This is a genomic window from Bradyrhizobium brasilense (assembly GCF_029714345.1).
Classification (GTDB): domain Bacteria; phylum Pseudomonadota; class Alphaproteobacteria; order Rhizobiales; family Xanthobacteraceae; genus Bradyrhizobium; species Bradyrhizobium australafricanum.
Map to the genome: position 1 here is coordinate 1,493,143 of NZ_CP121669.1, position 13,763 is coordinate 1,506,905.

Below are 13,763 nucleotides of genomic sequence, written 5' to 3' on the forward strand. Positions count from 1 at the left end.
TGGTGATGCGGCCCGCCATCTGTGGGCGGTTTGCCGCTTTGCTCGACTGCGGCTAGTTCAACCGGCGCTGGCTGGCCGTGTCGCGGTACCAATCGAACGGCTGTTCGTGGGTCGCGACCATCACGCTCTTGGTGTTGAAATGGTCGTCGAAACTCTCGGTGCCGCATTCCCGGCCGATGCCGGAATCGTCAACGCCGCCCCAGGGCGAGGCCGGATCGAGCCGGTGGTGATCGTTGATCCAGACGATCCCGGCCTTGACCGCGGCGGCCACGCGATGCGCGCGCGCGACGTCGCGGGTGCGAATGGCGGCGGCGAGGCCAAAGGGCGAATCGTTGGCGAGCCGGAGCGCGTCGGCCTCGTCCTTGAAGGGGGTCACCGAGGTGAAGGGGCCGAACACCTCCTCCTGGAAGATCCGCATGTCGGATTTGACGTCGGCGAACACGGTCGGTTCGACGAAATAGCCGTTGTCGTGGCCCGCGACCTTTGCGGCCACGCCGCCGGTGAGCAGCCGCGCGCCGTCTTCATGACCGTAGCGCGCATAGCTGAGAACGCGGTCGCGCTGGCGTGCCGAGATCACCGGCCCAAGCTGCGTGTTCGGATCGAACGGATCGCCAATGCGGATGGTGCGGGTCTTGGCCTGCAGCTTTTCGACGAACTCGTCGTAGATCGAGGCCTGCACGATATGGCGCGACGCGCAAACGCAGGTTTGGCCGGCGCCGATGAAGGCGCCGAACGCGGCGTAGTTGACGGCGCGGTCGACGTCGAAATCGTCGAATATCATCACCGGCGTCTTGCCACCGAGCTCCATGGTCTGGTGCGCGAACACCTTCGCCGCGGCGCTGCCCGCGATGCGGCCTGCTTCGGTCCCGCCGGTCAGCACAAGCTTGTTGATGTCGCCGTGCTCGGCGAGCATCTTGCCGGCGCTCTGGCCGAGGCCAAGCACGATGTTGAAGACGCCGGGAGGCAGCCCGGCCTCGCTGAAGATCTGGGCGAGCTTCAGTGTCGTCAGCGGCGTGTATTCCGATGGCTTGACCACGGTGACGCATCCGGTCGCCAGCACGACGGCAAGCGACTTGCACAAGATCATGAGCGGGTGATTGAAGGGCGTGCAGTTGGCGACGATTCCGATCGGCGTGCGCAGCGTGTAGTTCAGATACGCGCCTTCGACCGGGATGACGGAATCACGGCGCGACAACGCGAGTCCGGCGAAGTAGCGGAAGAAATCCGGCAGGCGCGACAGTTGCGCGCGGGTTTCGTTGACCGGACGGCCGTTGTTCAACGTCTCCAGCCGGTACAGCGTGTCGAGATTGGCCTCGAACGCGTCGGCGAGCCTGTTGACGAGCCGGGCGCGCGCCCTCGTGTCCATCCCGCCCCACGCCTTGCCTTCGAACGCGGCGCGCGCGCTCTTCATCGCACGGTCGATATCCGCGGCGGTCGAATTCGGAATCCGGGCGATGACGTCGCCGGTCGCGGGATTGCGGACGTCGAGCATCTCGCCGTCTCCGGCCTCGACCTCGCGTCCGTCGATGAAGTTGCCGTGGATCTCGACGTCGATCGTCGCGGGCTTCGACGGAATGTTCATGATGACCTCTCTTCGACGATGACGGCGTTGCGCTTGAGTGCCGGCAGCACGCGCTTCTCGGTCGCCGCGATGTGAGCCTTGATGATGCGGGCCGCGGTGCGCGCCTCGCGCTGCTGCATGGCGTCGATCAATGCGACATGCTCGGCCACGAGCTTCGCCGGGTCGTGGCCCTTCAGATTGGAGACGCTGACGCGCACCAGCCGGTCGGCCTGGCCGATCAGGTCGCAGAGCGTGGTTGCCATGCGGCGGTTGCCCGATGCGTGCGCCAGCGCCGAGTGGAAGCCGCGATTGTAGGTGATGAAGTCCTCATGGCTGCCGGAGAAGCGGCGGAATTCATCGAGTGATTTCAGGATGCTGTCGGGCGCGCTCTCGATCGCTTCGGCGACGCAGGCCGGCTCGAGCGCAAGGCGGAAGCGCAGCAGATCGCGGGCGTCGGACAGCGAGATCGGATTGACCCGGTAGCCCTGGCGGGGCTGCACCGTCACGAGGTGCTCGCGCTCGAGCCGCAGCAGGGCGTCCCGGACCGGCTGGCGGCTGACGGCGTAACGCTCGGCCAGATCCTGCTCTCGTATTTCATCACCGGGAGCAAGCTGACACGATAAAATATCAGATCGCAGGTTTTCGTAGATATTCTCGCGGAGAAGGATCATTTTATTGGGTCTCCTGCCCTGTAAAATGCCGTCTGTGAAATATCACGTCAAGCTGAAATCCTTGAAATCCGGGTGATTTGATTTATCAATCGTCCGCAGGGGCGCTTCGGAGCCCCAATGCGCGAATTTCGGGCGCGATTTGAAAGAGAGCGACGATGGACAGGCTTTTGGCCAACCGCACAGTCAACGCAGCCCAGTCGGGCGAGGGGCCGCCGCTGGTCCTGTTTCACTCGCTGCTGTCGGATCGCGCGAGCTTCGATGCGATCGTGCCGGAGCTTGCCCGGTCGTTTCGGACCATCGTGCCGGAACTACCGGGATTCGGTCGGTCGAGCGCGGTCGAGGGTGGCCTTGCCGCGATTGCCGACCGGATGGCGGACGCGGTGCATGATGCGGCTGATGGCACGCCGGCCATCGTGCTCGGCAATGGTTATGGCGGGTTCGTCGCGCTGCAGATGGCGATCCGCCACCCGGCGATCGCGAGCCGGCTGATCCTCGCCGACAGCGGTGCGGCGTTCTCCGAGCCGGGCCGCGAGGCGTTTCGCAACATGGCCAGGGTTTCAGGCGAGAAGGGGCTCGCCGCGATCACCGACATCGCAATGCGCCGGCTGTTCGCACCGGATTTCCAGGCACAGCATCCCGCGCTGATGCAGGATCGCCGCGACGCATTCCTGCGCACCGATCTCAACGTGTTCTGCGCGGCCTGCGACGCGCTGGCGAGCCTCGACCTTCGTGCCGAACTACGCAGCGTGACGGTACCGACACTCGTCGTGGTCGGCGAATATGACGAGGCGACGCCGCCGCCGATGTCATACGAATTGGCAGGCGGCCTGCCGAGAGCCAAGCTCAGGGTCATTCCGGGATGTGCGCATGTCCCGCAACTGCAATCGCCAAAACTGTTCCTCGATACGATCGGCGATTTCCTGGCGGTCAAGCATAACGCGCCCGCCTGAGGCACGCGCAAACGGCTGGAATCGCGCCGCGGGTCACGCGGCGGCGTGCCGACAATTTGGGCAGAACGCCCAGCTAATGCCGTTTGACGCGACAGCATCTCTGCCTAGTCTGACCGGAGACGGAGATGAAACATGCGAGCGATCCTTGATCACTGTACCGGCGGTCGCAGGCGCAGCTTGCCGGCGGGCACGGATTTCATCGAGGAGGGCGGCAAGACCGGTCATCTGTTCGTGCTGCTAGAGGGCAAGGTGGAAGTCGTCAAGGGTGACAGCCTGGTCGCCGTGATCGACGAGCCCGGTGCGGTGTTCGGCGAGATGAGTGTGCTGCTCGACCGGGCGCACAGCGCCAAGGTGCGCACGGCCGCTGATTGCGTCCTGTACGAGTTCGACGATGCGGCGTCGTTCCTGCGCGAGCAGCCGGCGGTGGCGCTGCTGATCGCGCAGCTGCTGGCGCAACGGCTTCATGTCGCAACGACCTATCTTGCCGACCTGATGCATCAATATGCCGATCACGGCACCCATCTGGCGATGGTCGGCGAGGTGCTGCAGAGCATGATCAACCTGCCGCCGATGCAGGTCGCGCCAGGCTCGGATCGGCAATCCGATCCAAGGATATGAGCCAGTCCGGCGCCTCGTGCACGGGAGCCGCCGGCCGCGACAGCGGCGCCTTGAGGTCGATCATCTGCGCGTCGCTGGCGGCGAGCCAGAACGCCTTGTCCTGCGCGAGATCGAGCACGATGTAGACCGGGGGCCGGCCGGGCTGCAGGCCGGTGTTGAACACCCAGCTCGCTCCGATCCGGTCGAACCACGAGCCGCTCTGGATGAACGGCGACTGATGCACATGGCCCGAGATCACCAGCGCCGGATGGTGGCGCTCGATCCAGCCGAGCAGCTCGGCGTCGCCGAAGAAGCGCTTGCCGCCCCAGCTGGTCGGCGAATCCGCCGGCGGGGCGTGATGGACCCAGATCCAGCGGCGGTGCGGCACCGCGGCCGCGGCGCGAAGCTGCTCGTCGATCCGCGCCTTGACCAGCGGGCCGTCCCACCACGGGCATACCGTGAACAGTGTGTCGCCGATGGTCAGGTTGTCGCCGTCGCACGCGACGCCGAATTCCCGGATGCCGGCGACCCAGCGCGCGATCTTCTCGCCCTCCGGGTTGCGCTCGTCGAGGTCGTGATTGCCCGAGCAGAAAACCACCCGCGTGAGATCGGCGAGCCGCGACAGGTATTTCGTGACGACGACGATCTGGGCGCGGAAATCGACCGCCGAGCCGAGGTTGAGCGCATCGCCGGCGAAGATCACGAGATCGAATTGCGGCGCCGCCGCCAGCAGCCAGTCGAACTGCGGCAATGAGTAATGCAAATCGGCGACGACAAGACAGCGCATCGGTGAAATCCGAATGCCCGGAAAATGGGCGGGGCCGCACGGCAATGAATTCAAACGAGCTAAATGGCAGCAAGATCTATGCCGCGCCGCGCGGATCCGACGCGACAGATGTTCGCAGTGTCCTGGAATCGGCCGGCAAGAGCGGGAAGGGCGGATCGCTGCTCACGCCCTTGCTGTGGCGTGAGCGAAGGTCACCTCGATCAGCGTGCCGGTGCGGCCGCCGGTCCTGATCTGGAATTTGGCGCGATTGGCTTCGACCAGCGCCTTGGTTAGCGACAGGCTGACGCCGCCGGAGCCGGCCTGATCTGAAGGCGTCGGGGCGCGGAACGGCTCGAGCGCCGCGGCGACCTCGTTGTCGTTGAGGCTCTGCCCGGTGTCGCGCACGCGCAGCATCACCTCACCGAAATCCGACAGCGCGGTCGAGACGATCACCTGGCCGCCGGCATTGGCGAGATGGATCGAGTTGCCGATCAGGTTCAGCGTGATCTGGCGCAACGCGCGGGCGTCAGCGACCACAGGCGGCAGCGTGTGGGCGAGCGAGGTGCGGATGATGATGCGCTCGCGGTTGGCCTGCGGCTGCATCACTGCGACGCAGCTCTCCACCATTTCGTTGAGGTTCTGGCTGGCGAAGGCGAGGTCGAGCTTGCCGGTCTCGATCCGCGACAGGTCGAGCAAATCGTTGACGATCGCGATCACCCGCTCGCCGGAGGCGCGGATGTCCTTCATGTATTCGACATAGCGCTCGTTGCCGAGCGCGCCGAAGCGCTCGCCGATCATCACCTCGGCAAAGCCGATGATGGCGTTGAGCGGCGTGCGCAACTCGTGGCTGATCCGCGCCAGCATGTCGGACTTGGCGTTGGCGGCGCGTTCGGCGAGCCGCCGCGCCTCGCGCAATTCGCCCTCGCTCTTTTTCGTTTGCGAGAGATCACGGAACACCGCGAAGAAGTTCGGTCCATCGGCGCGGGTGCGGCCCATCGTCACCGACAGCGGGATGATGCCGCCCTGGCGGACGCGGCCGAGCGTCTCGCGGCCATGGTCGAGCAGGCTGGCGACGCCGGCCGATTTCAGGCTGGCAAGATAGTCGAAGATGCCGTGCTGGCTTTCCGGCGCGAACAGATCGGCGAGCTTGCGGGTGACGAACTCGTCGCCGTCATAGCCGAACAGCGCCTCGGCGCTGCGGTTGCAGGAATGGATGTTGCCGTCGGCATCGAACATGATGATGCCTTCGGCCGCGGTGTCAAGGATCGCGCCGAGCTCCTCGGCGTCGGCGTGGCCGGCCTGCGGCTCAGCCGGCGCAAGCAGCGGCTCGGCGGCCGCCGCAGGCTCCGGCTCGGACAATGCGGCGGCGATCGCGGCATCCTCGTCCAGCGTGCGCGAGAAGATCAGCGCCAACGCGGAATCGTCATCCCAGGTGATGGTGTGTAGCCGCGCGTCCGCGGACACCGACTGCGCGCCGTGTTCGGTGCTCTGGTTCGCGGAGATCGTCACCGGCGTGCCGGTGCCCGACGTGCTGCTCGCCTGCGAGACGCCGGGCTCGACATAGAGCGCGTCGAGGCCGCCGGCGGCTTCCAGCGCGTGCAGGCTGTCATGGCCCATGCGCGAGAGGAAGGCGTGGTTGGCATAGAGCAGGCGGTCGAGCCGGTAGATCAGGATGCCGACCGGCAACAGATCGAGCAGCGCGCGGTCGCGCCGGGAGTCGGCGCGCGGCGCCGGCTCCGCCGCAGTCAGCCAGCTGGCCTTTGGTGTTTCCGCCGCCGTCTCCAGCTGCGCGACCGCCTCTTGCGCTGGCGCCTCTGCTTGCTGCGGCGGTTCGCTTGCGGGCGGCGCTTCGGCGACCGGCTCGGCCGGCACGCTGTCGTTCGTGGTCGCGGCGAGGCCGGCCTCGTTCTCGAGCCGCGCCGACAATTGACGGGCGAGCTCGTTGAAGGCGTTGTTCTCGACCGGCGTCAGCGACGGCGGCCGGGTGTCGCCGGCGGGACGGAACGGCACCACATTCGGTGGCGGGTCGTGACGCACTTCGTGCGTTTCCTCGTGCGTTTCCACGGCGTGATCCGGATCGGCTCGGTGTGAAGTCTCTGCGGCTGTCGGCTCGGTCAATTCCTCGGGTGGTGCTGCTGCGGTCGTGTCGGGCGGCGGCTCCGCGTGCGGCGGAGGATTGTCCTGTGGCGCGGCGGGCCCGGGCGGCGCAACGGTGCGCGGCGCCGGCGCGACATCGGCCGACAGCGATTGTGGCGCGACCGTGCCGCTGAAGAACTCATAGCGGCGCAATGCGGCGAGTCGCGCAAGCCCGTCGAGGTCGCGACACACACCAAAGCCGCGATAGCCGGCGAAATTCCTGGCACGATCGAACACCGGCAGGCCGGACAGCTCGACCGGCAGCCGGCCGCCACCGTCGACCGGCCAGTGCAGCGTGATGCCGCTCCAGGTGTCGTGGCTGGCGAACGCCTGCATGACGCGGCCCTCGGGATCGAGGCCAAAACTCTCGGCGATATCGCTCCACAGCCGGCCGAAGCCCGCCGCGGTGTGCAGGCCGATCAGGCGGGTGAATTCATCGGAGCCGAGCGAGAAGCGGGCCTCATGGTCCATCTGCCACATGAAGCGCAGCGGATGGCGCCGCACCGGCAACGGCTCGTCGAGCCAGGATGGCGGTGGCACCGGCGCCAATGTCGCGGGCTCCGGTTCGGCGACGGGCGCAGGCGTGGGCGCATCCGCGATCGCATAGGGCGAGGGGGCGGGATCGGCCGGCGGCGCTGATGTTTCCGGCGCGTTGGCCGTCTCTGCGAGATCAGGCGCGGACTCCGCCACGGGCTCTTCGGCGTGCGTCTCCGTGGGCACTTCGATCAGCGCTTCCGACAGCGGCTCCTCGACGGCAGGGCTTTCGTCGGGCGTGGTGTCAAGAGGTGCAGTCTCGACGGGCGCTGTCGCTGCGTTTGCCTGTTCTGCTGACGCGTGCGGCGACGCAGGCTGCGCAGGCACTTCGACCAGCGCTCCGGCCGGCACTTCGATCAGTGCTTCCGACAGAGGTTCCTCGGCGGCAGGTGTTTCGTCTTGCGTGGTGTCGAGAGCTGCGGTCTCGACGGGCGCCTCTACGTGCGCCGTCTCTGCTGCCGCGGCAATTAGAGCAGCATTCTCAGGTTCGGATTTGGCCGCGCTGACGAGCGGCTCGATTGTGACGCGCTCTTCCAACTGCGGGTCCAGCGCGTCGAACAGTGTGAAGGCGATCGGTGCTGCGCAGGCCGTCGCGGGCGCTTCGTCATGCGCAACGGCTTGTTCGACAACTGCAGGTGCTGGCGGCGGCTCCACGGCCATGGCCTCTTGCTGCGCTGGCGCTGCGGGAGCCTGGGCTTCGCGCGCCGGCGTCTCCGGCTCAACCGGCGCAGGGGTGATCGGCGCCGCTGGCCTCGTGGCGAGATGCGGCGCCGGCTTGATCAACGCGACCAGCGCGCGATCGGCGCCGTGGCCGATCCGCCGCAGCACGACGCGGCCGATCGCAACGCTTGCCGCCGCGCGGCCCTGCGCCAGCGCTTCGTCGCGCGCGGCATCGAGACCGGCTTCGGTGAGGTCGTGCAGGCCGGGCAGCACACGCGCCGCCTCGTTGGTTGCGACCAGCAGACCGTTGCTGGTGAAGGCGGCCGCCGGACGCGGCAAGCCGTGCAGCAGCCGCTGCAGGCGTTCCGCGAGCGGCATGCCGCGGCCGGTCGCGTTGAGCGCGGTCATCAGGATGCCGTGGCTGCCGTCCGGCAGGTCGATCCGGGCGCAGCCGCAGGTCGCGAGCATGCCGGGCGCCGCGCCGAAGCCGCGCAGCCGCTCCAGCCGGACCGCGCCATTGGCGTTCAGGCTGTGGCCGAGCCGCGCGACCTGCCGGCGGTGCGGATCGGCCGGGCCGAAGCCGCGTTTCGCCAGCTCGGCGCCGTTGGCGGCACCGAATACCTGCGCGCCGACCGGATTGGCCCAGAGAATCCGTGCGCCGTCGGCCGCCCACAGCCATGCCGGCAGGGCGCCCGTCGCATGATCCGCCAGCCTGACATCGCCGAGCGCCTGGATCTGGAATTCCGCGTCACTCATCACGCAAGATTTGACCGCATGGGTTTGGCTTTCTTCCTTAAGCTCAGCCGAAGGCCCGGCAGCCGCAGGACGACAGCCTTAACAGAAGGTTAGTATCGCAACTGGGGAACGGCAGGTCCATGTCCGCAGCGAAACTGCCCAGCCTTAAGCCGGGATAACGTTAACTTGGCTGAACGATCCACAGCCGTTTGGCGTTGTCGGGCTAAAGAGAGGTTGCTGCGAGCCGCGCGATGCGGAACCAGGCGGCGCCGCGTCACACCTGCGATTGCAGTGCCACGATATATTCTGCCGTCTATCTTGCCCTGGGCCCGCAGGGCCAAGCGGCGGGCCGATCAGCAAGCGAGGGAGAGCGACCATGAGCGATAACGGGCGTGACCATTTCGAGATCCCCAAGTTCGAGATTCCCAAGGATATGCGGTCGATGGCGGAGGCGAGTTTTGAGCAGGCGCGCAAGGCGTTCGAGCAATTCGTGACCAACGCCAAGGACACCGCCGGCAAGATCGAGGAGCGCAACGCCACGGTGCGCGCCGGCGCCAAGGATCTTTCGACCAAGGCGCTGTCCTATGCCGAAAAGAACGTGCAGTCGTCGCTGGACTACGCGCAGGCGCTGCTCAAGGCCAAGGACCTCAGCGACGTGATGCGGCTGCACAGCGAATATGTGCAGGGCCAGATGCGCTCGCTCGCCGAGCAGGCCAGCGAGATGGGCCAGGCCGTCAGCCGGGCCGCGATGGACGCGGTCAAGCCGAAGAACTGACGAGGCGCATTGGCCGCGGCCGACCCCGGCGCGTTCAGCCTCGGTCGGCCGCGGTAATCTTTTGTTCCGCCAGATAAAAAATGTGGCGTCGCACGCGATCTTACGTTGCGTTGCACAAAATTGACATGATATGGGTGTTTATTAGGCGCGCCCGACGAAGGGCACTCCCGTGAATCAAGGCAGCGTGATCCATTTCAGCGCTCCCGGCCTGATGGGCTCCGGGACGTCCGCAATGGTCACATCTACTCACCCGTTGCGAAGGATTACACGTATGACCAACCCGTCCGATCCGTTTTCCGCCTCGATCATTCCGTTTGAAGTTCCCGAGCAGATGCGCGCGTTCGCCGAGAAGGGCGTTCTGCAGGCCCGCGACAGCTACGCCAAGTTCAAGGACGCTGCCGAGACCCACAACTCGACGGTCGAGGCCGTGTTCACCTCGGTGAGCAAGGGCGCCAGCGAGTATTCGGCCAAGCTGATCGAGTTCTTCAAGGCCAACACCACCTCCTCGCTCGACTTCGCCCAGGAGCTGTTCAGCGTGAAGTCGCCGACCGAAGCGGTCGAGCTGTGGACGTCGCACGCCCGCAAGCAGTTCGAGACCTACACCGCGCAGGCCAAGGAACTGGCCGAGCTCGGCCAGAAGGTCGCCAGTGAGACCGCCGAGCCGATCAAGGCCAGCGCCTCGAAGTTCTACAAGCCGGCCGCCTGATCGCTGCCGTTTGGGAGACCAGCGAAAGGCCCGGGCCGAAGCGGTCCGGGCCTTTTTGCTGGACGCGGCCGTCGAACGGCCCGACATAACAGCGGAAATCGGCGCGTTACGGCCTTGCCAAAGCGCGGCGTTGCACCTAGTTTCCGCCCGAAATCGCCGCCCCGCTTGAGCGGGCCGCGCGTCAGGATGCAGTTGTAGCTCAGTTGGTTAGAGCGCCTGTCTGTGGAACAGGAGGTCGGTGGTTCGAGCCCACCCAACTGTACCATCCGCAAGATCACTCAGCGCGACATCGCAAGATCAGACCATAGCAAGGTCGCTCGCCCTTGTCGCCCGGCGTGTCATCGCGTCCGCTTGCACTTCTCTGTCCCGTCACCCAAACTGACTGACACGACGCCTTAACGACGCCTAGTGACACCTTTGGGGGGATGCATGGGGATCGCCGGTTCAAGGAGTTTTTCGTTTGCGTTGATATCAAGCATCGCCTTGGCGGCGCTGCTGCTGCCGGGCCGAAGTGAGGCCTACACGCCGGACCAGCAGCAGGCCTGTACGCCGGACGCGTTCCGGCTTTGCAGCCCCGAGATTCCCGACGTCGATCGCATCACGGCCTGCATGATCAGGAACAAGGCGCAGCTCTCGCCGGCCTGTCGCGTATTCTTCCGCGCGGGTCCCGATCCGCGCGAGGCGAGCGAGCGCGCGGAGCGGCGGCCTGCCAAGCGGAAGGTCTCCAAATCGCACAAGGCGAAGAAGTCGGCCCACTGACCTGGCTCTCGTCGCGCGCAGGCGAGGAGGCACCAGCTTGACGCGTGTCGTCGCGCAATCGTGCGCTTCGCGCGAAAATGCGCGATAGATCGTCTGGCTGCGATTTCAAGTCGGTCATGCGCGACAGACTGACGCCTTGTGACGCTGTCACGCAGCATCATCTGTGGGGCTTGTGTGGTTTGCCAAATCCGTTCCGCCTGTGGAACGGACGGAGTGGGACGCGTGAGCGAATACTACAAGCAAGAGATCGATCGGCACTTCGCCTGGTTCGAAGCCAAGCTGCCGGAAAAGCCGGCGCGCTTCGTCGCGTGGCTGCGCAAGCCATCGTCGCGCTATGTGCGGATTCCGCTCGCGATCCTCCTCATCATCGGCGGCATCTTCAGCTTCCTGCCGGTGCTCGGACTCTGGATGCTGCCGCTCGGACTCCTTTTGTTCGCGCAGGACGTTCCGTTCCTGCAGAAACCGACCGCGCAATTGCTCGGCTGGATCGAGCGCAAGTGGATCGAGCGCGAGCGTGCGAAAGCTGCCGGAAAACGCTAGGCACTGAGTCAAATCAAACGCTTAGCGCTTCCATTTGGGGTTGCGTCATAAGTTCGGTGTGACTCAAAAAGCAAAACGCACCGGTAATCTTGGCCGCTTTGCGGATTGCAAGAAATTTTTTCTTTCGCGAATCAGCGTGCTGATTCATTTTCGCCTCCTGGGGTCAATCTGGAGGCCAACGTATGAACGTGATTGTTTTCGCTTCGCGTAAGGGGGGCTCGGGAAAAAGTACCCTGGCTGCTCACCTCGCCGCGCAAGTGCACAAGGCAACGAAGCCCTGTCTGCTGATCGACGCCGATCCGCAGGGCTCGCTGACTCTCTGGCACAAGCTGCGCGGCACCAACGAGCCGGCGATCAAGACGGCGGTGAACTCGGTCAGCGGGATCATTGCCCAGGCCAAGCGTGACGGCATCGAGTGGGTGTTCATCGACACGCCGCCGAATCTATCAGCCGTGGTCGACGACTCCATCAAGAACGCCACGATGGTGATCATTCCGGCGCGGCCCGGCGTGTTCGACGTCAACGCCGTGCAGGAAACCATCCAGACCTGCCGCTCGATGCGCAAGCCCTATGCCGTCGTGATCAACGGCGCGCCCGCGCAGCGTGACGGCGCCGAAAGCCGCATCGTCGCGATCGCGCGCGAGGCGCTGGCGAAATTCCGCGCACCGGTGTGGAGCGGCCAGATCACCAACCGCGCCGATCTTCTGATGGCGCTCGGCCAGGGCGAAGGCGCCCGCGAATATTACGCCGAAGGCCGTGCTGCTGCCGAGATCAATCGGCTGTGGGCCGCGATCGAACGCTCGATCAAGGCGATCCGCGGCACGGCGTCGGCGTCCGGTACGATGCACAAGCAAGCGGCGTAACAACGCCGCTTACGTTCGAAATGGAAAGAACGCGCGGCACTCGCGCGTTTTTTGTGTGCTGAAGCGACCAGGCAATCGCAGATTGCCTGGCTGACACTTGCAAGCTGGCTTGCAATGACGCGATGGTTGGCCTCAAGCCACCATCAGCAGATAGAACGCAATCACCGGCACCAAGGTCAGGATCACCGACCAGATGCCGACAGCCCATAAAATATCCTCGGTCGTAAAGCCCGGCTCGGCACCCGGCCTCACGGCAACAAAGCCATTCCTCGAATTCACGACGCCCCCGCGTTGGTCTTAAGCGCAATGCGGAAGGCTGTACGCGAGCGGTTTTAAAATCCCGGTTGGAATTTCGCTGGCATTTGTGCGCGGGTGCTACTTCGGATTAACCACAGCCCCGCGGTCGGTCGCGTTCGGCCGGGTGTCGTTCGCCTCAGTGCATTGCCCCGTCCCGATCGCGGATCGCGCCGAGATGCTCGTTGATCCGGAATACGATCAGGATGAACTCGGCGGCGATGCGCGAGAACACGATGCCGACGAAGACGCTGGCGATCGACGCGAGCAACTGGATGAATCCGACGAACGGGCTGATCGCCATCGCCGTGAGGCTCCACAGGATGCCGGAGATCCCGAACAGCACGATGACCGCGATCACCAGCCAGTAGAACGTCTTGATGATCGTGGGCGTGATGAAGCGGTCCCACTGAAACAGATCCTGGAAATCGAACATCATGGTTCTCCCGGCCAGCCGAATATGATTCGCGTCTCGTCCATCCTACTGCGTGACCGCCGGCGCGATCACTTCATCCCGGGACCCTGCGCCGCAGGCGTCCGTCGGGACGAGGCCTTTTGCCGGGCCAATGGTTCGGGACGGCGCCAGGCGCCTCCGCACCAGAGGGATCGATAACGCAGAACCCCAAACCATCTCGCCTGGGCGAGCCCCGGACCGGGCGCCGGCAGTCCAGGGGCGAGCTATGCGAGTGGGCCGGTTGTGATTGCCGCAAATAACGGCCACAATCGGGCTTCCCTCCGGCATATCCTCACCCAATGACCACGCTGACCTTCGAAGACTTCAAGCCCGGCCGCTTCGGCACGTTCGGCCCGCGCCATGTTTCACGCGAGGAAATCCTCGCCTTTGCCGCCGAATTCGACCCGCAGCCGATGCATCTCGACGAGGAGGCGGCGAAGAAATCCATGCTCCGCGGCCTGTCGGGCTCGGGCTGGCATCTCGGCTCGCTGATGATGCGGATGCTGTTCGACGGCTTCATCGGCCGCACCGCCTCGCTCGGTTCGCCCGGGGTCAACGAGATGCGCTGGGTGGCGCCGCTGCGTCCGGGCGACGATTTGACGCTGGATGTCGACGTCGTCGCGGCGCGCGTCTCGAAGAGCCGGCCCGAGACCGGCATCGTCACCTTCAAGGGCACCATCCGCAACGCGCGCGGCGAGATGCTGTGCGAGATGGAGTCGCCGATCATCGTCAGCCGCCGCGACGGCGCGAGCGCATAGGAGA

The 13,763-nt window shown here is 65.5% G+C and carries 15 protein-coding genes and 1 tRNA gene; 9 read left to right on the plus strand and 7 right to left on the minus strand.

Annotated features, from left to right (window positions below; genetic code table 11):
• Positions 1–52 precede the first annotated feature (52 nt).
• Together QA635_RS06700 and QA635_RS06705 are read right to left on the minus strand one after the other, a co-directional pair.
• Positions 53–1,582, minus strand: a complete 1,530-nt coding sequence (locus tag QA635_RS06700; protein WP_016842317.1) for an aldehyde dehydrogenase — start codon at positions 1,580–1,582, stop codon at positions 53–55.
• Entirely contained in the window at positions 1,579–2,232 is a 654-nt protein-coding gene (locus tag QA635_RS06705; RefSeq protein ID WP_075969134.1) for a GntR family transcriptional regulator, read from the minus strand. Before QA635_RS06705 ends, QA635_RS06700 begins: the two co-directional genes overlap by 4 nt.
• A gap of 155 nt (positions 2,233–2,387) precedes the next feature.
• On the opposite strand from QA635_RS06705, the gene QA635_RS06710 reads away from it, so the two are divergent.
• Entirely contained in the window at positions 2,388–3,182 is a 795-nt protein-coding gene (locus QA635_RS06710) for an alpha/beta fold hydrolase (RefSeq protein ID WP_283068034.1), read from the plus strand.
• A gap of 132 nt (positions 3,183–3,314) precedes the next feature.
• Positions 3,315–3,800, plus strand: coding sequence for a Crp/Fnr family transcriptional regulator (locus QA635_RS06715; protein WP_283068036.1), 486 nt, complete (start codon positions 3,315–3,317; stop codon positions 3,798–3,800).
• On the opposite strand, the gene QA635_RS06720 is transcribed toward QA635_RS06715, so the two are convergent.
• Together QA635_RS06720 and QA635_RS06725 are read right to left on the minus strand one after the other, a co-directional pair.
• Positions 3,739–4,566 carry a metallophosphoesterase family protein gene (locus tag QA635_RS06720; RefSeq protein WP_283068038.1) on the minus strand — a complete coding sequence of 276 codons (828 nt, stop codon included), beginning with the start codon at positions 4,564–4,566 and terminating at the stop codon, positions 3,739–3,741. The two genes, QA635_RS06715 and QA635_RS06720, sit on opposite strands and share 62 nt — an antisense overlap.
• A gap of 162 nt (positions 4,567–4,728) precedes the next feature.
• Positions 4,729–8,631, minus strand: a complete 3,903-nt coding sequence (locus QA635_RS06725) for a PAS domain-containing protein (RefSeq protein WP_283068040.1) — start codon at positions 8,629–8,631, stop codon at positions 4,729–4,731.
• Positions 8,632–8,986: 355 nt separating this feature from the next.
• Between QA635_RS06725 and QA635_RS06730 the strand changes: the two genes are divergently transcribed.
• From QA635_RS06730 to QA635_RS06750, 5 genes are all read left to right on the plus strand, one after another.
• On the plus strand, positions 8,987–9,385 hold the full coding sequence (locus QA635_RS06730; RefSeq protein ID WP_283068042.1) for a phasin family protein: 399 nt from the start codon (positions 8,987–8,989) through the stop codon (positions 9,383–9,385).
• 271 nt (positions 9,386–9,656) lie between these two features.
• A complete protein-coding gene (locus QA635_RS06735) occupies positions 9,657–10,091 on the plus strand; it encodes a phasin (protein WP_028336028.1) in 435 nt (144 codons plus the stop codon).
• A gap of 188 nt (positions 10,092–10,279) precedes the next feature.
• Positions 10,280–10,356: transfer RNA gene (locus QA635_RS06740), tRNA-His, on the plus strand.
• A 200-nt stretch (positions 10,357–10,556) separates the two neighbouring features.
• Positions 10,557–10,850 (plus strand): hypothetical protein, encoded by a 294-nt coding sequence (locus tag QA635_RS06745; protein ID WP_341850416.1) that lies wholly within the window; start codon positions 10,557–10,559, stop codon positions 10,848–10,850.
• A gap of 213 nt (positions 10,851–11,063) precedes the next feature.
• Positions 11,064–11,390, plus strand: a complete 327-nt coding sequence (locus tag QA635_RS06750; protein ID WP_018273595.1) for a hypothetical protein — start codon at positions 11,064–11,066, stop codon at positions 11,388–11,390.
• Positions 11,391–11,403: 13 nt separating this feature from the next.
• On the opposite strand, the gene QA635_RS06755 is transcribed toward QA635_RS06750, so the two are convergent.
• Entirely contained in the window at positions 11,404–11,538 is a 135-nt protein-coding gene (locus QA635_RS06755; RefSeq protein ID WP_283068049.1) for a hypothetical protein, read from the minus strand.
• Positions 11,539–11,572: 34 nt separating this feature from the next.
• On the opposite strand from QA635_RS06755, the gene QA635_RS06760 reads away from it, so the two are divergent.
• Complete coding sequence (locus tag QA635_RS06760; protein ID WP_028336032.1) at positions 11,573–12,253, plus strand: ParA family protein; 681 nt, start codon at positions 11,573–11,575, stop codon at positions 12,251–12,253.
• Between the two features lie 132 nt (positions 12,254–12,385).
• Here the strand turns inward: QA635_RS06760 and QA635_RS06765 are convergent, their stop codons facing one another.
• Positions 12,386–12,532 (minus strand): hypothetical protein, encoded by a 147-nt coding sequence (locus QA635_RS06765; protein WP_016841361.1) that lies wholly within the window; start codon positions 12,530–12,532, stop codon positions 12,386–12,388.
• Positions 12,533–12,686: 154 nt separating this feature from the next.
• Positions 12,687–12,983: a DUF4282 domain-containing protein gene (locus tag QA635_RS06770; RefSeq protein WP_028340592.1), complete on the minus strand. Its 297-nt coding sequence runs from the start codon at positions 12,981–12,983 to the stop codon at positions 12,687–12,689.
• 317 nt (positions 12,984–13,300) lie between these two features.
• Between QA635_RS06770 and QA635_RS06775 the strand changes: the two genes are divergently transcribed.
• Positions 13,301–13,759 (plus strand): MaoC family dehydratase, encoded by a 459-nt coding sequence (locus QA635_RS06775; RefSeq protein WP_283068054.1) that lies wholly within the window; start codon positions 13,301–13,303, stop codon positions 13,757–13,759.
• Positions 13,760–13,763 lie beyond the last annotated feature (4 nt).